Below are 23,010 nucleotides of genomic sequence, written 5' to 3'. Positions count from 1 at the left end.
CAGCAAACGCTGGACCATTCGTACAGGCGGTGGTTAAAGATCCGAAGCGCGCAGGTATACTGCGTGCCAGTGCGGCCCGCAAGTCGGCCCCGCCTCATTTTTTGCACGCTCCGGAGCCTCCATGACTTCCCCGACACAACCTCCTGTTGAAGCGGCCGACATCGTCGATCCGGCCAGCGCCGATGGCGTTGAAAAAGCCGAGATCCCGGCGTTCAAGTTTCCGTTCAAACCGGGTGAACTGGCTGGCGCCAAGCAGGCGGCCCAGCCTTGGTACAAGAACGGCGCCAAGAACGGTCACACCAAGTCGCCGGGCATGGCGCCGCCGGGTACACGCCGCTCCATGGGTAAACGCTGAGGTTAAATAGTCGTACGCTGCATCGACTCTTGCCTACAAAACCTGCTGAGATTTCTGATTGTAGGCCTACGTCCGTTTCTTGAAAGCTTGCACAGCCCTTGCTGTCCCGCACGGTTTACCGAGCGGGTGTGGCGAGGCTGCTCTTTTCGGAAAAGGACGTTTCCCGTGGCCCTGATACACATCTGTGTAATGCTTGCCCTGATGTTCTCGGTGGATACCGTGGCGGCCGGCGACTCACCCCGACGCGAAATCCGTTTTGGCGTTGCCGCGCAATTCCCCCCCTTTCAGAGCCGCAACCCGCAAGGGCAGTTGGTAGGCCTGAACATCGAGCTGGGCAACGCGTTGTGCGAGCAGTTGAATGTGCGCTGCACCTGGGTCGACCAGGTGATTGTCGAGGACTTCCGCGCCCTGGAATCCAGGCATTTGGACGCGATCATGGGCATGGCGCCTACCTCGAAACGGCGTCGCTGGGCGAGTTTCACCGATAACCTCTACCCCTTCACCACGCGCCTGGTGGCGCGCAAGACATCGGGCCTGTTGCCCAACGTGCAATCCCTCGAGGGCAAGCGGGTGGGCGTATTGCTGGGCAGTAACCGCGCGACGTTCGTTCTTGCGAAATGGGCGCCGAGAGGGGTTGTCATCAAATGCTTCTGGCTCAATGACGACCTGGTGCGCAGCCTGGTGGCGGGCGAAATCGATGCAACCCTGCAAGGCACCGTGGAAATACGTGAAGCCTTGCTCGACAAGCCCGAGGGCAAGGAATTCGACTTCCTGGGCCCCGCCGTTTCGGCTGCGTTGTTGGGCGATGGCGTGGCAATCGCGGTGCGCAAGCCCGATATCGCCTTGCGCGACGCGCTCAACCGCGCCCTTGAACAACTGATCCGCAATGGCGAGTACCAAAGGATCATCAAGCCCTACCGCCTGGACGCGCCCGTTGCGATGCCCTGAGTTCAGGCAGCCCTGAGCGGGATAAACGCATAATTGGCCGGTACTTCGGTGGCAATCTGCGCTCCCGCATCCAGCAACTGTTCGGCGATATCCATGCCGGACACATGAAATACCCACTCGTTGGCCACGCACGGTTGGTCGCCCGCCCGCTCAAGCGCCTGGGCAAACGCGCCCATGTCCGGCAGGTATGCGGTAAACCCATCGCCCTTGAGTGCGGTGGTGCGTATGCCCAGCAACGCGCACACCGCTTCTTTGGTCTGCACGTCGTCGCGGTCGGCCTGGCGCGAGCGGCCGATCAGCTCGGCCAATTCCAGGTCGACCAACTCGCCACCCACGATCAGCGCAGGGCCCTGTTCCCAGGATTGCGGTGGGCACTCCTTGGCGGCGGGGTTGAGCGGGATGTGCGGGTTGATCTCCATGGGATAAATGCGGCATACCAACGGGCGGCGTTCATAGATGCGGCACAGGTTGTCTGCGTCAAGATTCCGGCAGCGCCCGGCGTTGTAGGCGGCAAAGGTGATCGCCACGAACGCCTCGGTGCTGCCGCTGGGCACCCTCACCGAACGGCGCTCGGCGTGCTCGTGTTGTTGCAGCGCCAAGCCCAGGCCATTGCCGAGGAAACCCTCCACCAGCACGATGACGTTACCGCCGTCCGCCGCCCACATACGGGCTTCGTCGAGGGTCAGGGGCACATGGTGGTCGCTGCAGCATTTGCCGCAGCCGACACAGGAAAAGTGGGTATTCATCGCGGATCTGTCACCAGGCTAGGTCAGGGGGGACGCAGGAACGGTGACGGGTTTTTACCTCTTGGCACCGTTGCAGTGCTCTGGAAGCAAGTTATGCGCCAGCACCTTTCAGTCTTCGCTGAGCACATCCCGCAACACCAACACCATGCCCGCACTTTCATACAGCCGCCGGGCACGCAGGTTGCTCTCCACTACCTTGAGGTCGACGTAAGCTTCGCCGCGTTGTTTGAACACCTGGAAGCTGTGCAGCAACAGCGCGCGGCCCAACCCCTGGCCCTGGGCACACGGGTGCACAGCGAGGTTTTTGATAAAGGCGCTGGTCCAGCATTGGGCCACGCCGAGGATGCCCTGGTCGTTGCTGGCCACCAGGCACAACGCAGGGTCGAACTCCGCATCGGTCACGAACTGCTGCTGCCAGGCCGACAGATGGGGAACGCGGCCGCCGCCCTGGTTCTGGGTCATGCTCAACACCGCGTGAATCGCCGGGGCCAGGTCGTCGCGGTAGTGGTCCAGCCGCGTACCGGCCGGCCACTGTGGCGCGGGCAGGCTGCCGCGCAGGTCGCGGCGCAGCAGCTGGAAGTACTCAGGCACCGCTTACAGGCCCCTGTCGGCCACGTCTTTGGCGGCCACGACCAGGCACTTGGTCAGTTCCGGCGATGAGAATTTGGTCAGCACTGAGTTGGCCCCGGCCAGGCGGGCTTTTTCGCTGTTCATCGCGCTGTCCAGGGAGGTGTGCAGCAGCACGTACAGGTCTTTGAAGTCCGGCGTTTCGCGCAAGGTGCGGGTGAGGGCGTAACCGTCCATTTCGGACATCTCGATGTCCGACACCACCACGTTGATCTGCGCAGCCGTGCCTTGCAGCTCCAGCAGCACGTCGATGGCTTCCTTGGCGCTGCGCGCGGTGTGGCAGGTCAGGCCGAGGTTGCGCAAGGTGTGCACCGATTGCTGCAGGGCGACCTGGCTGTCATCCACTACCAGAATCCGTGCGTTGCCGAGCACTTCGGCTTCTTCCATGGTCAGGTCGGTGGGCGCCGTTTCAATCGGCGCCGGCGCGATACCGTGGATGACTTTTTCAATATCCAGCACTTGTACCAAGCCGCCTTCCACTTGAGTGACCCCGGTGATAAACGCACGGTTGCCGCCGGAACCGTAGGGCGGCGGGCGGATGTCGGTGGTCAGGCAATGCACGATCTTGCTCACCGCTTGCACGTGCAGGCCTTGTTTGGAACGGCTTACGTCCGTGACGATCAGGCAGCCGCCATCCGGGTCTTCCAGGGGCATTTCGCCCAGGGCACGGCTCAGGTCGATCACCGCCAACGAGTTACCGCGCAGCGTGGCGATGCCTTTGACGTGGGGGTGCGACTCCGGCAGCTTGGTCAGCGGCGGGCAAGGGATAATCTCGCTGACTTTCAGCAGGTTGATGGCCATCAGCTTGCCGCTGCGCAAGGTAAAGAGCAGAAGCGAGAGTGAGTCTGCGCGGGCTTTGGTGGTGGACATAAAAACCTTCTGTGGATCAGGGATGACGATCTTCTATGGAAGGGTATCGACTTGGGAGGGCCAGGCTTTAACCGGATTTTCCGTCGGGCTGGCCCCCTCCCACACTGAGTGTGTGTCAGCCCTTCCAGACTTGCGGGTTCACCAAGTCCTGCGGGCGCTGGCCGAGCAAGGCGCTGCGCAGGTTGTCCAGGGCGCGGTTGGCCATGGCTTCGCGGGTTTCATGGGTGGCCGAGCCGATATGCGGCAGGGTCACGGCATTGCTCAGTTGGAACAGCGGCGACTCGGCCAAGGGTTCCTGCTCATACACATCCAGCCCGGCGCCACGGATGGTCTGGTTCTGCAGGGCCTTGATCAGCGCCGGCTCGTCCACCACCGGACCACGGGAGATATTCACCAGGATCGCGCCGGGCTTCATCAGCTCCAATTCGCGGGTGCTGATCAGGTGACGGGTCTTGTCGCTGAGCGGGACGACCAGGCAGACGAAATCCGCCTCGGCCAGCAACTGGTCCAGGCTGCGCCACTGCGCGCCCAGTTCCTGCTCAAGCGCGGCCTTGCGGCTGTTGCCGCTGTACAGAATCGGCATGTTGAAGCCCAGGCGCCCACGACGGGCGACGGCCGCGCCGATATTGCCCATGCCGACAATGCCCAGTGTCTTGCCGTGCACATCGCAGCCAAACAACGGCGCGCCGACGCTGGCTTTCCATTGGCCGGCCTTGGTCCATGCGTCCAGCTCGGCCACACGGCGCGCGCTGCTCATCAGCAGGGCGAAGGCCAGGTCGGCGGTGCTTTCGGTGAGTACATCGGGGGTGTTGGTGAGCATGATCCCGCGCTCATTGAAGTACGGCACGTCGTAGTTGTCGTAGCCCACCGACACGCTGGACACCACTTCAAGCTTGCCCGCGCCGTCGAGCTGCGCCCGGCCAGCTTGCGGCCAACGCCAATCAGGCCGTGGGCGTGGGGCAGGGCTTCGTTGAACTGCGCGTTGATGTCCCCCAGCTTGGGGTTGGGCGCGATCACCTCGAAATCCTGTTGCAGGCGTTCGATCATTGGCGGGGTGATGCGGCTGAAGGCGAGGACAGTCTTTTTCATGGCAGGCGGGCTCATCGACTACGGAAGAATGCCAAGCACGCTAACATTCCCGCCGGCAATTGTCAGGGCGCCCCTGCCACATTGACCCTGTGGTGTTTGTTGGCAATCAGTTCGACAACCGCGCGCCGCCCAAACTGCCACTCAACTCATAGGCCACCAACTCGGCCTGATGTGCCGCGAGAATCTCCGGCAACGAACCGCGCAGGTATTCCACCCACGTCTTGATCTTCGCATCCAGGTACTGGCGCGACGGGTAGATGGCGTACAGGTTCAGTTCCTGGGAACGGTAGTTGGGCATCACCCGCACCAACGTGCCATTGCGCAGGCCTTCGATGGCGGCATACACCGGCAACAGGCCGACGCCCATGCCGCTGGTGATCGCGGTTTTCATCGCGTCCGCCGAGTTCACCAAAAACGGCGAGGTGTTGATCGCCACGCTTTCCTGGCCTTCGGGGCCGTTGAAGGTCCACTTGTCCAGTTGGACCACCGGGCTGACCAGGCGCAGGCACGCGTGGTTGAGCAGATCGCTGGGGCGGTGGGCGCAGCCTTTGGCCTTGACGTAGTCCGGCGAGGCACAGGCGATGCTGTAGGTGATGCCCAGGCGTTGGGAGACGAAACCCGAATCCGGCAGTTCGCTGGCCAGCACGATGGACACGTCGTAGCCCTCGTCGAGCAGGTCGGGCACGCGGTTGGCCAGGGTCAGGTCGAAGGTCACGTCCGGGTGGGTACGGCGGTAACGGGCGATGGCGTCGATCACAAAGTGCTGGCCGATGCCGGTCATGGTGTGCACTTTCAACTGCCCGGCGGGGCGTGCGTGGGCATCGCTGGCCTCGGCTTCGGCTTCTTCAACATAGGCGAGGATCTGCTCACAGCGCAGCAGGTAGCGTTTACCCGCTTCGGTGAGGGCAATGCGCCGGGTGGTGCGGTTGAGCAAGCGGGTTTGCAGGTGGGCCTCCAGATTGGAAACCGCGCGCGAGACGTTGGCCGTGGTGGTGTCCAGTTGCGCGGCGGCGGCGGTGAAGCTGCCGGCGTCGGCCACACAACTGAAGGCGCGCATGTTTTGCAAGGTGTCCATGGAGTGTTCTCTGGGGAGATGCCAAATTGTGACAGAAAGTTACGTCGACCAGTGATCCCTACCAATGGATTATCGCCTTAACGGTAACAAAGAATCACAGGAATGCCCGCTTATCGTCCCCCATGGCGCCGCCTAGAATTGCGCCACCTACCGTGCATCACCACCTCAGGAATTCGCTTGCCGTGCCGCCTCGCATCAGCAGAGAGCTGAAGACTCTCAGTGTTTGGGCTTTATCGTTAGCTATCAGCGGCTGCATCGGAACCGGAGGAATCGCCCCCCAAGGCCAGGCCCTGAATGCCAATACCCTGGCCACCGACGAGGCCATCCAGAGCGCGGCCCGGGATGCCCATTGGCCCACCGCGCACTGGTGGCACGCGTACGGCGACCCGCAACTCGACCGCTGGGTCGAACTGGCCACCCGCGGCAGCCCGAGCATGGCCATGGCCGCCGCGCGGGTGCGTGAAGCGCGGGCCATGGCCGGGGTTGCCGAGTCGGCCGAGTCGTTGCAGATCAATAGCGACACCACTCTCAAGCGCCACAACTGGCCGAAGGATCAGTTCTACGGCCCCGGCGAGTTGAGCGGCGCCAACACCTGGGACAACAATTCGTCGTTGGGCCTGAGCTACGCCCTCGACCTGTGGGGCCGCGAACGCAACGCCACCGAGCGGGCCGTGGACCTGGCGCACATGAGCGTCGCCGAGGCGCGCCAGGCCCAGCTCGAACTGCAGAACAACGTGGTGCGCGCCTATATCCAGCTGTCGTTGCACTACGCCAACCGCGATATCGTCGCCGCGACCCTGGCCCAGCAACAGCAGATCCTCGAGCTGGCCAACAAACGCCTGGACGCCGGCATCGGCACGCATTTCGACGTGAGCCAGGCCGAAACGCCATTGCCCGAAACCCATCGCCAACTGGACGCCCTCGACGAGGAAATCGCCCTGAGCCGTAACCAGTTGGCCGCATTGGCGGGCAAAGGGCCGGGCGAGGGCGCGCAGTTGCAACGCCCGAGCCTGTCTCTGGCCGCGCCGTTGAAACTGCCATCGACCCTGCCCGCGCAATTGCTCGGCCAGCGCCCGGACGTGGTCGCCGGCCGCTGGCAAGTGGCGGCCCAGGCGCGTGGCATCGACGTGGCACAGGCGAGCTTCTACCCCAACGTCGACCTGGTCGGCAGCCTTGGCTACGTGGCCACCGGCGGCGGCATGCTGGCGTTTCTGGCCGGCAAGAAATTCAATTACAGCGTCGGCCCGGCGCTCACCTTGCCGATCTTCGACGGTGGCCGCCTGCGTGCCGAGCTGGGTGAAGCCAGCGCCGGCTATGACCTCGCCGTGGCGCGTTACAACCAGACCCTGGTCAATGCGCTCAAGGGCATCAGCGACCAGTTGATCCGCCGCGAATCCATGGACAAGCAATCGTCATTCGCCGCGCAGTCGGTGGCTTCGGCGCAGAAAACCTATGACATCGCGATGATCGCCTACCAGCGCGGCCTCACCGATTACCTGAATGTGCTCAACGCCCAGACCCTGCTGTTTCGCCAGCAGCAGATCGAGCAGCAGGTACAGGCGGCGCGCCTGAGCGCCCATGCCGAACTGGTGACCGCCCTGGGCGGCGGCCTCGACGCTGGCAAGGACATACCCCAAGACGCCCAGGCTCTCCCCGGCAAAACCCCGGCGGCGCTGGCCGTGTTCGACCACTGAGTAGGTTGCGATGACTCCCTTGCCTGCACCGCTGCGCTGGTTGCATTCCCTTGAATGGCGCCGTGGCTTCTTCGACTGGGCACGCAGCGACGGCGTGACCTGGGTGTATATCTTCAAGGTGCTGATCGCGGCGTTTCTTACCCTGTGGCTGGCCATGCGCCTGGAGCTGCCGCAACCACGCACCGCCATGATCACGGTGTTTATCGTGATGCAGCCGCAAAGCGGCCAAGTGTTCGCCAAGAGTTTTTATCGCTTGCTCGGCACCCTGGCGGGCTCGGCGGTGATGGTGTTGCTGATCGCCTTGTTTGCGCAGAACACCGAATTGTTCCTGGGCGCGCTGGCGATCTGGGTGGGCATTTGCACCGCCGGTGCCACGCGTAACCGCAACTTTCGTGCCTATGGGTTTGTGCTGGCCGGCTATACGGCCGCGATGGTCGGTTTGCCGGCGCTGGCGCACCCCGACGGCGCGTTCATGGCGGCAGTGTGGCGCGTGCTGGAAATCTCCCTGGGGATTGTTTGCTCGACGCTGGTCAGCGCGGCGATCCTGCCGCAGACCGCCAGCGCCGCCATGCGCAATGCCTTGTACCAGCGCTTCGGCGTGTTCGCGTTGTTTGTCACCGACGGCCTGCGCGGTCGTAGCCGGCGTGAAGAATTCGAGGCCGGCAACGTGCGGTTTATCGCCCAAGCCGTGGGCCTGGAAGGGCTGCGCAGCATCACCGTGTTTGAAGACCCGCACATGCGTCGGCGCAATGGGCGGCTCAGTCGCCTCAACAGCGAATTCATGAGCATCACGACGCGCTTCAACGCCCTGCACCAACTGTTGGAGCGGCTGCGCACCGACGCCGCCGATCATGTGGTCGTCGCGATCAAACCCGGCTTGCAAGACCTCGCCGAAGTGCTTGACGGTTTTTCCGGCCGCGCGCTCACAAGCCCTGATGCCGCACGGCTGGTTAACCAGCTCAGCGCTTATAAAGACGGCCTGCCCGCCACGGTGCGCAGTCTGCGCGCGGCGTTCCAGCAGGGCCACCCGAGCGAAGCCGAGCAACTGGATTTTCATACCGCCTACGAGTTGCTGTACCGCTTTGTCGATGACCTGCACAACTACGCGCAAACCCACGCCTCACTGGCCGATCACTCCCATGCGCGGGAAGACTGGGACGAACCCTACACCCCGAAAACCAACTGGCTGGCCTGTGCCGCTTCGGGCGTCCGCGCCTCCTTTATCCTCATCGTGCTCGGCAGTTACTGGGTGGCGACGGCCTGGCCCAGCGGCGCCACCATGACGTTGATCGCCGCCGCCACGGTCGGCTTGTCCGCCGCCACGCCCAACCCCAAGCGCATGGCGTTCCAGATGGCCTGCGGCACCTTGATCGGTGCGCTGGTGGGCTTTGTCGAGATGTTCTTCGTGTTCCCGTTAATCGACGGCTTCGCGTTGCTGTGCGTGATGCTCGCGCCGGTGATCGTCCTCGGTGCTTTCCTGGCGTCGCGCCCGCAATACGCGGGCGTCGGCGTGGGCCTGTTGATCTTCTTCAGCACCGGCTCGGTGCCGGACAACCTCACGGTCTACAACCCCTACACCTTCATCAACGACTACATCGCCATGGTCATCGGCATGCTGGTGTGCGCGGCCGCCGGCGCGATCATCCTGCCGCCCAACAGCCGCTGGTTGTGGCGCCGCCTGGAGCAGGACCTGCGCGAGCAAGTGGTGTACGCGATCAGCGGCAAGCTCAAGGGCCTGACGTCGAGTTTCGAGAGCCGTACCCGTGACTTGCTGCACCAGGCCTACGGCCTCGCCGTCGGCCAGCCGCACGTGCAACGCGACCTGCTGCGCTGGATGTTCGTGGTGCTCGAAGTCGGCCACGCGATCATCGAGTTGCGCAAGGAACAGGCGATTTTGCCGGTGCACCCGGCGTATGCCGAATCCCAGCCGTGGCGCCAGGCGATCCGCGTGATGGGCCGTTCGCTGGTGCGGCTGTTCCTGCAGCCCAGCGCCAGCAACCTGGAGCGTGGGCTGATCGCCGTCGACCATGCGATCAGCCGCGTGCAGGCCACCGACGAACCCTTCGCCCCGCATTTCGACACCTCGGCCCTGCGTCGGGTGAAGAGCTACCTGCACTTTATCCGCACCTCGTTGCTCGACCCGCAATCGCCGTTGGCGGCCCTCAAAGGAGCCCCGCATGCCCCGTGAAATCGCGTTCCACGGCCTGTACATGCCGACCATGACCCTGATGTTTTTGATTGCCGCCGTGCTGGCCTGGGCGCTGGACCGCTTCCTGGCCGGGTTCGACCTGTACCGTTTTTTCTGGCACCCGGCGTTGCTGCGCCTGAGCCTGTTCGTTTGCCTGTTCGGCGCTTTGGCGCTGAGCGTCTACCGTTGAGAATGCCCCGATGAAAAAGTTTTTCAGCCTGCTCGCCACCTTGCTGGTGTTGGCATTGGCGCTCTGGATTGGCCGCACGCTGTGGGTGCACTACATGCAGACCCCCTGGACCCGCGACGGCCGCGTGCGCGCCGACATCATCAACGTGGCGGCCGACGTCACAGGCGTCGTGGTCGACGTGCCGGTGCGCGACAACCAGTTGGTTAAAAAAGGCGACCTGCTGATGCAGATCGACCCCGAGCACTACCGCATCGCCGTCAAACAGGCGCAAGCGCTGGTGGCGTCGCGCAAAGCCACCTGGGAAATGCGCAAACTCAACGCCCACCGCCGCGCCGACCTCGATGCCCTGGTGATCTCCAGGGAAAACCGCGACGACGCGAGCAACATCGCCGACTCGACCCAGGCGGATTACCAGCACGCACTGGCCCAGTTGGAAGCCGCCGAACTCAACCTGAAACGCACGCAAGTGCTGGCGGCGGTAGACGGCTATGTCACCAACCTCAACGTGCATCGCGGCGACTATGCGCGCATCGGCGAAGCCAAGATGGCCGTGGTGGATATGAACTCGTTCTGGGTCTATGGCTTCTTTGAAGAGACCAAGTTGCCCCATGTGAAGGTCGGCGATAAAGCCGATATGCAGTTGATGAGCGGCGAGACCCTCAAAGGCCATGTGGAAAGCATCTCGCGGGGTATTTATGACCGCGATAACCCCGAGAGCCGGGAGCTGATCGCCGACGTGAACCCCACGTTCAACTGGGTGAGGTTGGCCCAGCGGGTGCCGGTGCGCATTCATATTGATGAGGTGCCGGAAGGGGTGTTGTTGGCGGCGGGGATTACTTGCACGGTGATCGTTGACCAGGCGCAAAACTAAAATGTGGGAGGGGGCTTGCTCCCGATAGCAGGGGTTCAGTCAATGCATGTGTCGACTGAAAACCGCTATCGGGAGCAAGTCGAATCGTCGCACCGCCCCTCCCACCTTTGACCGTGTTATGCCTTGATAAAGGTTTCGTGCAAATGACGCCAGAGCAGCGCGCCACTGGCCTGTTTTTCGAACACCACGGTGGCACGTCGATCGGTCTGCGTGCCGCTGTCATCCACCTGATGTTCGCGGTACGTCACCGTGGCTCCACGCGCATGCCTGTCGATGCCGGCCATCTCACTCAAAGTGATTTTCAACCCCGGGCGCATGCCGCCCAGCCGAGTGAACAGGGCGTTCACCCCAGCCGTGTTGACCCGCGTGCCGGTGGCGGGGGCGACCATGCTGAATTCCGGCGAGAAGCGCGCCAGCAAATTCTGCAGGGTGCCCTCAGGCGCAACGCCGGCAAACCATTGCTCGATCTCGACGTGGGTCTGGATTACTTCTTCGAAAAAGTCGCTGTAGTCGATCATGAGGTACTCGTTATCAGGCGCTTAACTGGCGAATCACATTCACCAGCACGGGGGCGAAGGGTTTCAGGCGGTTGTTGGCGTCGGGCAGCTCCAGTTCTTCCTTGAGTGCCGTTAATAAGTCGATGTCAGCTACCTCAAGGTCGTCGCCGTCCATTCCGCTGTCGTAAAGCAGCGCGTCCAGAATCGACTTTCTAGCGCCGAACAGAGCGCGATTGTTTTCGCGAGAGTCTCCAAGGTTCAGCACCTGGATGGAGGTCACGGCTCTGTGGCTAAGACCCTCAACGCGGCCGGAGAGATAAAATTTCAGCTCGGTTTCGCATTCATCCATCAAGGATGTCAGCGGCAAAACCTGATGGGCGTGCGCTCTGCCGCATTGTTTGCTGCGGTTGCAGCTCGCGACGATGTTGGCGAAATCCAACGAACGATGTGGGGCGGTTTCTCTGGCCTCAACGTGTTCATTGTGGGCGCTGTCGGGTGTTATTTCGTGGCAGCAATACGCGCACAAGCCATGTTGCTCTTCGATACAGGCGTGGCGAATGCACGTCCTTTCTTGCGAGGTTAAATCTGAGTAGCGGCCCTTCGGGTGCGTGCGCTTCCATTTCGTCAAGGCTGGCGGTTCATCTCCTTTGGTGATCTTACGCACTGCGCAACTCCAGCTTGCGGATCAGAAGGGCGGCTTTGGTCAGTTCGATATGGCCGGGCGGCAGGTCTGCGGATAGCTCTTCGAAGAGGGCTTTAGCTGCTTTCAATTTTTTGTCCTGCAGCAGTTCCAATAATTTATCCAAGCGCGCTTGAACTTCACTGTTGCGCACGTCCGTGTCCATGACACTGAGCAGTACCTGGTTTGCGTCGAGACCGTATAAGCCGTTGCGTTCTTCCAGTACGCCGTCGTCCAGCACGTAGCACAGGACGTCTTTGGTATCGCTGATTACCAGGGGGGAGTGGGTGGTCAGAATGAACTGGCAATTGGGGAAGGTTTTAGTTAGTTGGCGGATAAGACTGCGTTGCCACTGAGGATGCAGGTGCAGATCCACTTCGTCGATAAGGACTATTCCATTACCGTCCAACGGGTTTTTCAATGATGGATTCATAATCGCAAGACGACGGGCTATATCTCCCACGAGGACCAACAAGGATTTTTCGCCTTGAGAAAGCTGAGAGACAACGAGTGTTTTACCTGCTTTGTCGATAGCCATATGCAGTCGAGGTTTACGCTGAACTCTCAGGTTATTAAAACCGGGCATGAATGCTTCGATAGCAAGGCGAACTGCCGTTAGCTGGACATCGCGCGAAGCAATATGCATATCCCGTAATTCAGAAATTATTTTTGCTTCTGAGTCGGGAAGGGAGGTTTCAAAGTGCTTCAAAGTTTCAAACGAAATTCCTCGTTCGTTTTCGCTATCTTCTCGTTCACGAAACCATTGGAAAAAACGACCAAAATCTATACCGCCGTTCAGCGCATTCTCGTAACCATCGAACTGATCAAATGGCTGATCAGGCTTTCCAGTCTTTAATGGCACGTCGTTTACAGATCTTTCGACGGGGTAAAAGGCGATGAGTGGTAATGCAGAGCTTTCATCAACTAAACCTAGATGAAAACGGAAAAAGTCGGCGAGTAAAGTAACATTCGCAAGTTCACTTTCAACCTTAGACTTACGGGCTCGTAAGGTGCGTGCAAGTGTCCACGAGTAGACAGTCGAAAGGTGCACTGCGGGATGAGTGATGGCACTTATATCAATGCTGATCGATGCAGACGGCGCACCATTGCTGATATCGTCTTGAGAAATTGGGCTGCCGCTGCCCCGTTCTGAGCGAATTCTTGCCACTAACCAACTGAAGGAGGTGGCTATCGACTTCAAAATCGTCGTCTTCCCCGCCCCATTATTCCCCACAAACACCGTCACCTTCGACGCATGCTTTTCGGTAGGCGCAAAGGCGACTTCCAAGTCGGTAAAACGACCGACATTATTCAGTCGAATTTTTCTGATTTCCATCGCATTACCCTTGTGGGGCCAGTCAGTTTCTAGAGGCAGGCGGCGATTATGGCACTCATCCCGGGTTTTGGCAGGTGGGCTTCACGGTTGCTTACAACACTCCGCTCAAGCCAAAGCGCTTTTTCAATACCGTCTCAAGCAACCCCTTGGGCAACAACGCCGCCATCCACGGCAACGCCCGGCTGCCATTGCCCGAACGCAACAGGCGCGGCGGCTGTGGTTGTTGCACCGCCTTGAGCACATCCATTGCAAACACTGAGGCCGGTGTCGGCTTGTCTTGGGAGGCCTGGCTGCGTGCGCGGATGCCGTCGCGCAGCGGCCACCACGGCGATTGCTCGTTGATCAGCAGCTCGGCCTGGGCGCCGGCGTTTTTCGCAAAACTTGTATCGATAGCTCCCGGCTGCACTTCCATCACCCGAATCCCGAACGGCGCCAGTTCCATGCGCAATGCATCACTCAAGGCATGCACGGCGGCTTTGGAGGCGCAGTAGGCACCGGCAAACGGCGTGACCAGCACGCCGGAAACGCTGCCGATATTCACCACCAGGCCGTTGCGTTTGCGCAGGGCGGGGAACAGCGCCTGAGTTACGCCGACGATGGAAAATACATTGGTTTGGAATTGGCGCTGCATGGCGTCGGTGCCGCCGTCGAGCAATGGGCCCATGGCACCGTAGCCGGCGTTATTGATGAGTACGTCCAGCTCGCCCAGCTGTTCGGCCAGATGGCGCAAGGCGGCGCTGTCGTTGACGTCCAGTTGCACGGCGTGGAAACCGGCGGCGGTGAGGGCCGCGACGTCATCGATGCGGCGGGCGCTGGCCCACACGTCGAAGCCTGCAACCTTGAACGCATCGGCCAAAGCGCGGCCGATGCCGCTGGAGCAACCGGTGATGAATACGTTGGGCATGGCTCAATCCTTTGTCAGTCCGAGAAACTGCCTTGCAGGTGCTCGGCGCGAAATTCCAGGGTTTGCGGGCGATAGCCGGGGCGCAGCGGTGGGGTGGGCAGGCAGTCGTCCCAGGTGGCGCCGGCCTGCAACTCGCCGGGGCCGCGATAGCGCGGTGCGGCGTAGACGTTGTCGGCCAGGTTGACCGTATCGCCGGGTGCGTAGGCGGCGACGCGCCAGCGCAATTCGGTGAGCGGCACGTCGTTGCCGTTGTTCAGGGTCAGTTTCAGCGGGCGGTCGGCGGGGCATTCCTGCGGGGCGTAGGTGATGCGCAGTTCCAGGCGCGCCAGCTGCGAGGCTTCGCGGTTGTCCAGCCACACCACCCAGACGGCCACGCAACCCAGGCCCGCCAAGGCCGCGAGGGAAACCGGCAGGGCCCTGGCCGGGTAGCGCAGCAGCAGGATCAGCCAGGTGATGATCAGTAGAACGCCGAAGAACATGGAGACCGCCTCGAATAGGGAACGAGCATCCTAACTTAAGCTTAGGTGGGATTGGTTACCTTGAGAGGGGGGTGATTGGGCTGACGCCATCGGGAGCAAGCCCCCTCCCACACTAGAGTTGTGAATACATTCAAGTGTGGGAGGGGGCTTGCTCCCGATGGCTTACTTACTGAGCAGCAGAATCTGCCTGCAAACCATCAATTGAAGCTTCAACCAACGCCAGGCCGGTCTCGGCCAACTGCAGGCTGGCCCAATTCAGGTAGCTCTGGTGTTCGGTACACAGGTCCTGAGCCGCCAGGGTGAGCACGCGAGCAGTGCCCAATACATAACTGGCATGTTCCAGTACATGTTCGATGGGGATGCCGGGTCGGACGCAAAACAGCGGTTCTTCGCTGCGCTCGCAGGGGCCGAAAGGGGTGGGGCGGGTGGTCTGTTTGGACATGGTGGATCTCCTATAAAAACGGGAGTTGCCACGCATCGCCGTCAAACGAATGGGTGGCAACTGTACGCAGGTTGACGGACCGGTCATAGGAACCCGGCGCGCTCGAAAGCGCCCCACGCACAGTCGCCATAACGCTGTGCTTGGTCCTATGAGTGTCCGAGGCCGTCAAACCTCATCACGAATGAGTCGTGACAGGCGCGAGGATAGGCAGGATGGGGGCAGGGGTCAATGATGGCGTCCTCACAGGCAGCGCAAAATCCAAAGAAAAAGCCCCCACCCAACCCACTGCGGATAGGGGACGCAATGGGCTGGGCGAGGGCTTCTTGTACGACTGTTTTACTGCGCGATAGTTTTCACCGACACGCCACGTTCAACCGGCGTCGAGCGACCGTAGATATCTTCGAAGCGCTCGATATCGTCTTCGCCCAGGTAGCTGCCCGATTGCACTTCGATGATCTCCAACGGGATCTTGCCCGGGTTGCGCAGGCGGTGCACCGAAGCGATCGGGATGTAGGTGGACTGGTTTTCGCAGAGCAGGAACACGTTGTCGTCACAGGTGACTTCGGCGGTGCCGCTGACCACGATCCAGTGTTCGGCGCGGTGGTGGTGCATCTGCAGGGACAGGCACGCGCCCGGCTTGACCGAGATGTGCTTGACCTGGAAGCGGCCGCCCATGTCCACCGAGTCGTAGGAACCCCACGGGCGGTAGACTTCGCAGTGGTTCTGGGTTTCGCTGCGGCCCTGTTCGTTGAGGGTGTTGACCATTTGCTTGACGCCTTGGACCTTGTCCTTGTGGGCAATCATCATCGCGTCCTTGGTTTCCACCACCACGATGTTGTCCAGGCCAATCACCGACACCAGTTTGCCGTTGCCGTGCACCATGCAGTTGCGGCTGTCCTGGATCACCACGTCGCCTTTGCTCACGTTGCCGTTGGCGTCTTTATCGTTGACCGCCCACAGCGAGGCCCAGCAGCCTACATCGCTCCAACCGGCGCTCAGTGGTACCACGCAGGCGCGCTGGGTTTTTTCCATCACGGCGTAGTCGATGGAATTGTCCGGGCAGCAGGCGAAGGTGGCATCGTCGAAGGTCACGGTGTCGGGGGTCTGCTCGCTGCGCTCCAGGGTCAGTACGCAGGTGTCGTAGATATCCGGGTCGTGTTTTTTCAGCTCTTCGAGGAAGCGGCTGGCGCGGAACAGGAACATGCCGCTGTTCCAGAAGTAGCCGCCGCTTTTGACGAACTCGACGGCGCGTTTTTCATTCGGTTTTTCTACGAACTGCTCAACGCGGCTGACGCCTTCGGGCAGCAGCGAATCGTTGGTGGACTTGATGTAGCCATAACCGGTTTCCGGGCGGGTCGCCGGTACGCCGAACAGCACCATCTCGCCACGTTCGGCGGCCACGGTGGCCAGGGCCAGGGCGCGTTGCAGGGCTTTTTGATCGTCGATCACGTGGTCGGCGGGCAGCACCAGCATCAGCTCGTCGCGGCCTTCGTTGACCAGCATCATCGCCGTCAGGGCCACGGCCGGCGCGGTGTTGCGGCCGAACGGTTCCATCAGGATGCGTTGGCATTCGAGCTTACGCGCGCTCAACTGCTCGTTGACGATGAAACGGTGATCCTTGTTGCAGACCACAATCGGGCTGTCCATGCCTTCGAATACCAGGCGTTCCAGGGTTTGCTGGAACAGCGTGTGCTCACCGGTCAGGGCCAGGAACTGCTTGGGGAACTGTTTGCGGGAAAGCGGCCAAAGACGTGAGCCGCTACCACCGGAAAGGATGACTGGAATCATGAGTGTTTCTCCTTAAAAGATAGTTGGAAGCTGCAAGCCACACGCTGCAAGTAACAGCGCTTGGGGTGCAGCTTGAAGCTTGTCGCTCATTACTCGCGCGATCAGCGGGTCGACACTGGGCGTTTTACCCAGACTGGCGACAGGCTCGAACCGGAGCCTGTGACATACAGCACCGCCGCTTCACCACGTTCCAACGCAACCGGCTTCACATCGCCGACTTTCTTGTCACCGTCATACAACGCCAGGCTCACTTTCACCGGGTTGATTTCACGCTCGCCACGGCCCTTGGCGGCCACCGACTTGACCACATCGGTCTTGCCGTCGGCGGTTTTCAGGGTCAGGGCCTTGTCGCTGAGGTTCTGCACGCGCACCAGGGACTTCTGCTTGTTCTTGAACGGCGGTTCTTCGATCAGCTGTGGCTGGCCGCTGCCGCTGTTGACCAGGGTGTAGTAGTGGTCGGCGGCGAGTTTGACCGGCACGGTCTGGCTGCCGACCTTGGCGCTGTAGTCACCGCCCGGCATGAAGCTGAAGTCGCTGCTGGTCAGTGGCGCAACCTCGCTGAGGTTGGTGTTGCCAACGGTGGCGCTGACTTCCTGGTTGCTGGCGTTGTAGATACGCACAAAGCTCGAGCCTTTTGGTGCGACAGGGCCGTACAAGGCGGCGTCACCGGCGGCGAAGGCAGACATCGATGCGACGCTCAGGCCGGCAGCGATGGCCAGGGTTTTGGCGAGACGACGAGGAGTTGTAGTGAAAGTCATGTGAGTTACCTCTCTTTCAGTTTTGCGCCCGGTCGGGCGTCTCGGATTTCTGATTTTTTACGGCGGTGTTGATTGCCATGTTTTGTTGGCGCGAACCGGCTTGTTTAAGCTGCGCAACCCACGTGGGGTCGGCATCACCGATTTCGTTGTTGACCGGCAGATAGCGTTCAGGGAACTCCCAGATCAGCACTTGTGGCGGGCTGTTCTTGAAGTCGTCACTTTTGAGGTAGCTGAGCATCGGCAGGATCGGGCCGTGGCCGTCTTCGGCGTAGCTGACCACGTCGCTGCCCAGGGCTTGCTTGAGGGCACCGACGAAGTTCCAGTTGGGGTTGGCGCTGTAGCTGGTGCCCACCAGGGCCACCGGGGTTTCGCTGTCGCTGAACAGCGCGTCATCACCTTTCTCTTCGGCCAGGTGCGTGACGCGTTTTTGCAGCGGCTCTTTGGGCGGCATCAGGTTTTCGAACAGCGGGTCCAGCGGCAGGAACAGACGCAGGTCGCCCTTATGCGGTTCGGTGGTTTGCGCTTCGGTGACAAAGCGCTGTGGTTCGCCGCTCAGTGGGGTCTTGTCGGCAATCGCCTTGGCCAATTGCTTGGCGGCGATTTCCGCACCGTCCGGCGTCCAGTGGGTGTCGGTACGCAGGAACACTTGCTTGCCGGCCAACTTGGCCTGTTGCAGCGGGCCGAGCAGGTCCGGGGCAGGGATCTTGTCTGCCGCCACACGGGCGTGGAAGTCCTGGTACAGGTTGGCGTGGATGCTGGCCGGTTTCACCTCGCCCAGGTGTTCCGGGTACAGGCGCACCTTGGCCGGCACGATCGCCATCACCAACTGAATGCCTTGGGCCTTGAGCTTCTGGCGTACGCCTTCGACCAGTGCGTAGTTGCCTTGCAGGTTCTGGTCTTCGTTGACGGCGGGGTTGAATTCCTCGTCGCTGTACAACCAGTGATCGCGGCCCAGCACCACGCCAGGGCGGCCTTCATTGAACAGCTTGTAGTCCAGCGCCGCCCACAGGTTGGTGCCCAGGCGCTTGATCGGGAACTCATCGTCGTAGTGCGTCTCGACGGCCTTGGTCCAGCGACCGTTGAGCACGGTCGCATCGGCGTTGGTGCTGAAGCCGAAGAAACTGCGCAGCGACCAGGCGCCCAGGGCCAGCAGCAGGGCCATGAACAGGCTGATATAGAGGACGCGTAATGAACGGGTCATGGTCGGCTCCCTCAAAATTGGAAGTAAAGGAACGGCGAGAAACTCTGCGCCGACAGTTTGAGAATCGACGCCACGAACAGCAGCAGCACGGCGGCGCGCATGGCGTAGCGTGGCCAGTCAGCGGTCCAGTAGGCCGGTTGCACGGCGGCGTCGCGGCCCACGCTGAAACCAGGCTGGTGGATGTTGCCGGGGTTGTCGCCCGGCACCGCCTTGATCAGACTCGGGTCGGCCGGCTTGGTTTTTTCGGCAGGGCGGTTGGTGTAGAAGTCGCGCAGGCCGAAGAACGCCAGCGTTGCGTAGGCCACCACCAGGGTTGCCACTTGCAGGCCGGTGAGATTGGCGCGGTTGAGTTCCGACAACGACCACTCGCCGAAGCTGAACATGGCCCCGTACATACGCCCGGCGACGTGCAGGTTTTCGGCGCGGAAAATCACCCAGCCCATCACCACCAGCAGGAAGGTGAAGGCCCAGCGCACCACGTTGAAACTGCGCGGCGCGGTGTTGAGGCCGATGGCTTTTTCAATCGCCAGCCACATGCCGTGCCACGCACCCCACACGATGTAGGTGATGTTCGCGCCGTGCCACAGGCCACCGAGCAGCATGGTCAGGAACAGGTTGCGGTAGGTAGTGAGTGTGCCTTTACGGTTGCCGCCCAGCGTGATGTAGAGGTAGTCACGCAGCCAGGTCGACAGGCTGATGTGCCAGCGGCGCCAGAACTCGGTGATCGACTGGCTGATGTACGGCTGCTTGAAGTTTTCCATGAAGCGGAAACCCATCATCAAGCCCAGGCCGATGGCCATGTCGCTGTAGCCGGAGAAGTCGAAGTACAGCTGCGCGGTGTAGGCCAGCGCACCCAGCCACGCATCGCCGGTGGTGGGGTTTTGCAGGGCGAAGCAATGGTCGGCCACCACCGCCAGGGTGTCGGCAATGAAGACTTTCTTGATGAAGCCCTGCATGAACCGCGTGCAACCCTCGGAGAATTTATCCAGGGTGTGAGTGCGGTTGTTGAACTGGTCGGCCAGGTCGCGAAAGCGCAGCACGGGGCCGGCGATCAGGTGCGGGAAGATCGCCACGAACGCCGCAAAGTCGATCAGGTTGCGCGTGGCCGGGGTATCGCCACGGTACACGTCGATGATGTAGCTGATGGACTCGAAGATGTAGAACGAGATCCCGATCGGCAACAGCACGTGGGTGAGGATGAACGGCTCCAGGCCCGCCGACTTCATCATCACGTTGATGCTGTCGACGCCGAAGTTGGCGTACTTGAAGTAGCCGAGGATGCACAGGTCGACCGCCACCCCAAGCAGCAGCCAGCGCTGGGCCGGCTTGGTGCGCACGCCGGCCGCACCGACCTTGAGGCCGATCCAGTAGTTCCACAGGGTCACTGCGGCGAACAGCGCCAGGAAGTCCACTCGCCACCAGGCGTAGAACACGTAGCTGGCAATCAGCAGCAGCAGGTTGCGATAGCGTTGCCCGCTCAAGTAGTACAAGCCGAGAAAGATCGGCAAGAACAGAAACAGGAACACATTGGACGAGAAAACCATCCCGATCTCTCCATGTTTAACCAACAGTCAAGGGCCGCAGCCCCCCCAAACCCCCCCACGAAAAGACGGGGAGGGCGGTACAACATTCTCACTGCCGAAACCGGCTCTAAATCTGGGAGTGGGCAAGCCCCCTCCCACATTTTTTACCGGGTTCGCTCAGGAGCCTTTGTTGCCTTTTTCGTGCGCCGGGTCGTAGACCTTGGTCAGGTCGCCGCCCAGGCGGAAGGTCTTGAACGGCTGCATCCCGTGCTTGCGCTCGATCACATCCGGGGCGCAGGTGTAGAGGGTGCAGAACGGCTCAAGCCAGGCATATTTCATGTCCTCCTTGAGGTCCTTCATGTCCTGTTCCTTGCCGTTCTTCTGCTCGAAGATCTCCGGGTCCTTGACCCCGGTCAGCACTTTGTCGCCCAGGCGCTTGAGCGCGCTGTTGTTTTCCTGGCGCAGGTCGACACCGTTGACCAAGGCAAAACTGGCGATCATCGACAGCGGCGGCAGGGCGTAGTTGTGGTACGACAAGGCGCGTTGCTGACGCTTCAATTCGTTAGGCAAAAAGCCCTGGTCGTCGACTTGATTGACGCCGACCTTGTATTCCTTGACGGCCCAATCAAACAGGTCGCGACGGTTGGTGGCGATAGAGGTCGCCATCACCGACCAGGCGGCCCAGTAGGAGTGGTTGTTGGTTTTTTCCAGCGGCAGGTTGTCCCAGTCGCTCACCACCTGATCGGCCAGTTTGTTGAACCAGGCTTCGATCAATTGGGACTCCTGCTGGTGGTTGGCCAACGGGTGCGAGTCAGAGAATTTCAGGCGCACATAGGCCGAGGCCATGCTGCCCAGCGCCCATTTGCGCATGGATTTACCGGTGTGGTTGAAGTCCTTGGACATCAACGCGTCGGCCTTGGCCCACGACACCAGCCAGTTCAGCGTGCATTCGAGCTGCTCCGGGCGGCCGTCGCGCATGAACTGCATCACGCGCTTGCTGGTGTCTTTTTCCAGCTTGGTGATGTCGGCGGTGCTGTCGCGAAAGGCTTTTTCCGACTGCACGTTCAGCGTCGAACGGGCCTTGTCGGAGCCTTCGTACTTGCTGCGAAATTGCAGTGGCCCGGTATAGGGCGTCGGCATGCTGTCGCAGCTTTCCTTGGCGGCGCCGGTCTTGAGCGATTCGATCGGTGCGAAGTAGCCCTGGGGCGGACGCAGCGGGGCGGCGGCGTTGGCTGCGCCGGCGAAGATCGCCAGGCCCAGTAACGATGGAATCCATAACTTCTGCATAAGTAACCTCATTGCCCGAGTGAGGCGGTTTTTTGGCCGCCGCTTGGGAATACGTTGCGTGTGCAAATTTTCGCTTCGACCTTCTGCGCGGCCTGGCCCGCTTCCGGGCCCTGGACTTCCACGGCCAGCAGGTTCTGCGCGGCCCAGTCTTCGTCGGTGCGCAGTTCAAAGGCGAAACGCCCGTCTGTTTCGGATGTTTCGGGTTTCTCGATCTTGATGTCCTCGTGGCGCCCGTTCATGTACCAGAGGGTGGCTTGCAGGGTTTTCACCGACGGGTCGGCAAAGCGGATATCGACCTGGTGGTTGGCATTACGCAGGTCTTTGTTCGAACTGTTGACCATCAATTCGTTCTTGCCGGGTTTGAGCGTGGTGCTGGCCGACATCTGCGCGGACTTGCCTTCACAGCCGTTGTCGAGCAGCGCCATCATCTGGCGGTAGATGGTTTCCTGGTCCAGGCGGTACAGCGGCGAGAATTCCCAGATGAGGATCTTCGGCGGGTTTTTCTGGAATTCTTCGCTGCCCAGGTACTGGATCATCGAACCTTCCAGGCCGCCGCCGGGGAACGCGACGTTGAGGATGTCGGCGCCGATTTCCTCTTCCAGGAACCCGGCAAAGTTGTAGTTCTTGCCGCTGTGGCTGGTGCCCACCAGGGTGATCTGTGGGTTGCCCGAATCACCGAACAGGTCGCCGTCGCCCGCTTCGCCCTTGGGCTCGGTGGTGAACTGGTCCATGTACTGGATCGCGTAACTGGTGCCGCACAGTTGCCCGGCCATGTTGTGCAGGGTGCCTGTCTTGCCCATGCGCCCGGAGCGTTTGGTCTCGAATTCGCGCTTGGGAATCTCGGCATATTCGGGCATCTGCTTGACCTTGGCCGCGACGATTTTCGCGGTGCGCTGGGCGCCGTATGGGGTCCAGTGCTGGTCGCCACGGAAGTAGAAGTCGTGGGCCGGCAGTTCATCCGGCAGTTGCTCATTGGTCAATGGCGACAGGTCCGGCACTACGTAGCCCATCTTGGCGAAACGGCCGAGCATGGTTTTGTAGTTACCCAAGGCCTTGTCGAAATCGAACTTGGCTTTTTCCTCGGGGTTGAGCTTGTTGCGGTTCACCAGGCCACGGGTCGGCTGGTAGACCACCACCAGTTCCACGCCCTTGCTCTTGAACGCATCGTGCAACTGTTGCATGCGCTTGTAGCCGGCCGGGGTGGTGTCGAATTCGGTGCGCAGGTCTTCCTGGGTACGGAACAACCAGTCGCCCTGGGCTTGTACCAGGGTGGTGAAGTTCTGCTGGTAGCGCGTGGTGTAGTTCTTCGCGTCATGGGCGGCCGGGCACAGGCTGCAGCACGGTTCGGCGGTGAACGTGGGGGCTTTGACTTCATCGGCGCGCACGCCCTGGCTGGCCGCGAGCAGGCCGAGGGTCAGACCCGAGAGGCTCAGCAATTTGATCATGTGTGGGTGCATAAGGGT

The 23,010-nt window shown here is 61.3% G+C and carries 22 protein-coding genes and 1 pseudogene; 6 read left to right on the top strand and 17 right to left on the bottom strand.

Annotated features, from left to right (window positions below):
• Positions 1-121 precede the first annotated feature (121 nt).
• Together AB4O23_RS27360 and AB4O23_RS27355 are read left to right on the top strand one after the other, a co-directional pair.
• Positions 122-355, top strand: a complete 234-nt coding sequence (locus tag AB4O23_RS27360) for a hypothetical protein (RefSeq protein WP_017526190.1) — start codon at positions 122-124, stop codon at positions 353-355.
• Between the two features lie 165 nt (positions 356-520).
• Positions 521-1,303: a transporter substrate-binding domain-containing protein gene (locus tag AB4O23_RS27355; RefSeq protein ID WP_026067130.1), complete on the top strand. Its 783-nt coding sequence runs from the start codon at positions 521-523 to the stop codon at positions 1,301-1,303.
• A gap of 2 nt (positions 1,304-1,305) precedes the next feature.
• Here the strand turns inward: AB4O23_RS27355 and AB4O23_RS27350 are convergent, their stop codons facing one another.
• From AB4O23_RS27350 to AB4O23_RS27330, 5 genes and pseudogenes are all read right to left on the bottom strand, one after another.
• Complete coding sequence (locus tag AB4O23_RS27350; protein WP_017526192.1) at positions 1,306-2,049, bottom strand: YkgJ family cysteine cluster protein; 744 nt, start codon at positions 2,047-2,049, stop codon at positions 1,306-1,308.
• Between the two features lie 108 nt (positions 2,050-2,157).
• The gene (locus tag AB4O23_RS27345; RefSeq protein WP_017526193.1) at positions 2,158-2,640 is read right to left on the bottom strand and encodes a GNAT family N-acetyltransferase; all 483 of its coding nucleotides are present in this window, start codon (positions 2,638-2,640) and stop codon (positions 2,158-2,160) included.
• A 3-nt stretch (positions 2,641-2,643) separates the two neighbouring features.
• Positions 2,644-3,546, bottom strand: coding sequence for a chemotaxis protein CheV (locus AB4O23_RS27340; protein WP_017526194.1), 903 nt, complete (start codon positions 3,544-3,546; stop codon positions 2,644-2,646).
• Positions 3,547-3,661: 115 nt separating this feature from the next.
• Positions 3,662-4,635: pseudogene (locus AB4O23_RS27335) on the bottom strand (2-hydroxyacid dehydrogenase).
• 106 nt (positions 4,636-4,741) lie between these two features.
• Positions 4,742-5,710, bottom strand: a complete 969-nt coding sequence (locus AB4O23_RS27330; RefSeq protein ID WP_017526196.1) for a LysR family transcriptional regulator — start codon at positions 5,708-5,710, stop codon at positions 4,742-4,744.
• A 182-nt stretch (positions 5,711-5,892) separates the two neighbouring features.
• On the opposite strand from AB4O23_RS27330, the gene AB4O23_RS27325 reads away from it, so the two are divergent.
• From AB4O23_RS27325 to AB4O23_RS27310, 4 genes are read left to right on the top strand one after another with little or no spacing between them, the layout of a single operon-like run.
• Entirely contained in the window at positions 5,893-7,404 is a 1,512-nt protein-coding gene (locus AB4O23_RS27325; RefSeq protein ID WP_065877266.1) for an efflux transporter outer membrane subunit, read from the top strand.
• Between the two features lie 10 nt (positions 7,405-7,414).
• On the top strand, positions 7,415-9,592 hold the full coding sequence (locus AB4O23_RS27320; RefSeq protein WP_065877265.1) for an FUSC family protein: 2,178 nt from the start codon (positions 7,415-7,417) through the stop codon (positions 9,590-9,592).
• A complete protein-coding gene (locus AB4O23_RS27315; protein WP_003171907.1) occupies positions 9,582-9,782 on the top strand; it encodes a DUF1656 domain-containing protein in 201 nt (66 codons plus the stop codon). The genes AB4O23_RS27320 and AB4O23_RS27315 overlap by 11 nt, the downstream gene beginning before the upstream one ends.
• A gap of 10 nt (positions 9,783-9,792) precedes the next feature.
• Entirely contained in the window at positions 9,793-10,653 is an 861-nt protein-coding gene (locus AB4O23_RS27310) for an efflux RND transporter periplasmic adaptor subunit (RefSeq protein ID WP_460061500.1), read from the top strand.
• Positions 10,654-10,769: 116 nt separating this feature from the next.
• Here AB4O23_RS27310 and AB4O23_RS27305 read toward each other — a convergent pair whose 3' ends face one another.
• The 12 genes from AB4O23_RS27305 to AB4O23_RS27250 all read right to left on the bottom strand — a co-directional run bounded on the left by AB4O23_RS27305 (position 10,770) and on the right by AB4O23_RS27250 (position 23,004).
• On the bottom strand, positions 10,770-11,171 hold the full coding sequence (locus tag AB4O23_RS27305; protein ID WP_267864325.1) for a DUF4440 domain-containing protein: 402 nt from the start codon (positions 11,169-11,171) through the stop codon (positions 10,770-10,772).
• Positions 11,172-11,184: 13 nt separating this feature from the next.
• On the bottom strand, positions 11,185-11,814 hold the full coding sequence (locus tag AB4O23_RS27300; protein ID WP_460061498.1) for an HNH endonuclease family protein: 630 nt from the start codon (positions 11,812-11,814) through the stop codon (positions 11,185-11,187).
• Positions 11,807-13,165: an AAA family ATPase gene (locus AB4O23_RS27295; protein ID WP_460061495.1), complete on the bottom strand. Its 1,359-nt coding sequence runs from the start codon at positions 13,163-13,165 to the stop codon at positions 11,807-11,809. Before AB4O23_RS27295 ends, AB4O23_RS27300 begins: the two co-directional genes overlap by 8 nt.
• A 91-nt stretch (positions 13,166-13,256) precedes the next feature.
• Positions 13,257-14,069, bottom strand: a complete 813-nt coding sequence (locus AB4O23_RS27290; RefSeq protein ID WP_267864322.1) for an SDR family oxidoreductase — start codon at positions 14,067-14,069, stop codon at positions 13,257-13,259.
• Between the two features lie 14 nt (positions 14,070-14,083).
• A complete protein-coding gene (locus tag AB4O23_RS27285; RefSeq protein ID WP_078823312.1) occupies positions 14,084-14,548 on the bottom strand; it encodes a multidrug transporter in 465 nt (154 codons plus the stop codon).
• Positions 14,549-14,714: 166 nt separating this feature from the next.
• Positions 14,715-14,990, bottom strand: a complete 276-nt coding sequence (locus AB4O23_RS27280; protein WP_003171915.1) for a DUF3077 domain-containing protein — start codon at positions 14,988-14,990, stop codon at positions 14,715-14,717.
• Positions 14,991-15,326: 336 nt separating this feature from the next.
• A complete protein-coding gene (locus AB4O23_RS27275) occupies positions 15,327-16,778 on the bottom strand; it encodes a mannose-1-phosphate guanylyltransferase/mannose-6-phosphate isomerase (RefSeq protein ID WP_017526204.1) in 1,452 nt (483 codons plus the stop codon).
• A gap of 101 nt (positions 16,779-16,879) precedes the next feature.
• Complete coding sequence (locus AB4O23_RS27270; protein ID WP_460150338.1) at positions 16,880-17,536, bottom strand: alginate O-acetyltransferase AlgF; 657 nt, start codon at positions 17,534-17,536, stop codon at positions 16,880-16,882.
• Positions 17,537-17,552: 16 nt separating this feature from the next.
• The gene (locus tag AB4O23_RS27265; RefSeq protein WP_017526206.1) at positions 17,553-18,737 is read right to left on the bottom strand and encodes an alginate O-acetyltransferase; all 1,185 of its coding nucleotides are present in this window, start codon (positions 18,735-18,737) and stop codon (positions 17,553-17,555) included.
• A gap of 11 nt (positions 18,738-18,748) precedes the next feature.
• Complete coding sequence (locus AB4O23_RS27260; protein WP_460061488.1) at positions 18,749-20,281, bottom strand: MBOAT family O-acyltransferase; 1,533 nt, start codon at positions 20,279-20,281, stop codon at positions 18,749-18,751.
• A 156-nt stretch (positions 20,282-20,437) separates the two neighbouring features.
• Positions 20,438-21,547, bottom strand: a complete 1,110-nt coding sequence (locus tag AB4O23_RS27255) for a mannuronate-specific alginate lyase (protein ID WP_460150337.1) — start codon at positions 21,545-21,547, stop codon at positions 20,438-20,440.
• Positions 21,548-21,555: 8 nt separating this feature from the next.
• Positions 21,556-23,004: an alginate O-acetyltransferase gene (locus AB4O23_RS27250; protein ID WP_065877363.1), complete on the bottom strand. Its 1,449-nt coding sequence runs from the start codon at positions 23,002-23,004 to the stop codon at positions 21,556-21,558.
• Positions 23,005-23,010: the final 6 nt, after the last annotated feature.

The sequence above is a fragment of the Pseudomonas sp. H2_A10 genome (assembly GCF_054680085.1).
This window is presented reverse-complemented; position numbering and strand designations above follow the sequence as displayed.

Excerpts from the sequence above, each read along its gene's own strand:
- AB4O23_RS27360 (WP_017526190.1), top strand. The coding sequence starts at position 122 with ATGACTTCCCCGACACAACCTCCTGTTGAAGCGGCCGACATCGTCGAT.
- AB4O23_RS27250 (WP_065877363.1), bottom strand. The coding sequence starts at position 23,004 with ATGCACCCACACATGATCAAATTGCTGAGCCTCTCGGGTCTGACCCTC.
- AB4O23_RS27290 (WP_267864322.1), bottom strand. The coding sequence starts at position 14,069 with ATGCCCAACGTATTCATCACCGGTTGCTCCAGCGGCATCGGCCGCGCT.
- AB4O23_RS27320 (WP_065877265.1), top strand. The coding sequence starts at position 7,415 with ATGACTCCCTTGCCTGCACCGCTGCGCTGGTTGCATTCCCTTGAATGG.
- AB4O23_RS27305 (WP_267864325.1), bottom strand. The coding sequence starts at position 11,171 with ATGATCGACTACAGCGACTTTTTCGAAGAAGTAATCCAGACCCACGTC.
- AB4O23_RS27285 (WP_078823312.1), bottom strand. The coding sequence starts at position 14,548 with ATGTTCTTCGGCGTTCTACTGATCATCACCTGGCTGATCCTGCTGCTG.
- AB4O23_RS27315 (WP_003171907.1), top strand. The coding sequence starts at position 9,582 with ATGCCCCGTGAAATCGCGTTCCACGGCCTGTACATGCCGACCATGACC.
- AB4O23_RS27350 (WP_017526192.1), bottom strand. The coding sequence starts at position 2,049 with ATGAATACCCACTTTTCCTGTGTCGGCTGCGGCAAATGCTGCAGCGAC.
- AB4O23_RS27310 (WP_460061500.1), top strand. The coding sequence starts at position 9,793 with ATGAAAAAGTTTTTCAGCCTGCTCGCCACCTTGCTGGTGTTGGCATTG.
- AB4O23_RS27330 (WP_017526196.1), bottom strand. The coding sequence starts at position 5,710 with ATGGACACCTTGCAAAACATGCGCGCCTTCAGTTGTGTGGCCGACGCC.
- AB4O23_RS27260 (WP_460061488.1), bottom strand. The coding sequence starts at position 20,281 with ATGGTTTTCTCGTCCAATGTGTTCCTGTTTCTGTTCTTGCCGATCTTT.
- AB4O23_RS27270 (WP_460150338.1), bottom strand. The coding sequence starts at position 17,536 with ATGACTTTCACTACAACTCCTCGTCGTCTCGCCAAAACCCTGGCCATC.
- AB4O23_RS27275 (WP_017526204.1), bottom strand. The coding sequence starts at position 16,778 with ATGATTCCAGTCATCCTTTCCGGTGGTAGCGGCTCACGTCTTTGGCCG.
- AB4O23_RS27280 (WP_003171915.1), bottom strand. The coding sequence starts at position 14,990 with ATGTCCAAACAGACCACCCGCCCCACCCCTTTCGGCCCCTGCGAGCGC.
- AB4O23_RS27295 (WP_460061495.1), bottom strand. The coding sequence starts at position 13,165 with ATGGAAATCAGAAAAATTCGACTGAATAATGTCGGTCGTTTTACCGAC.
- AB4O23_RS27340 (WP_017526194.1), bottom strand. The coding sequence starts at position 3,546 with ATGTCCACCACCAAAGCCCGCGCAGACTCACTCTCGCTTCTGCTCTTT.
- AB4O23_RS27265 (WP_017526206.1), bottom strand. The coding sequence starts at position 18,737 with ATGACCCGTTCATTACGCGTCCTCTATATCAGCCTGTTCATGGCCCTG.
- AB4O23_RS27255 (WP_460150337.1), bottom strand. The coding sequence starts at position 21,547 with ATGCAGAAGTTATGGATTCCATCGTTACTGGGCCTGGCGATCTTCGCC.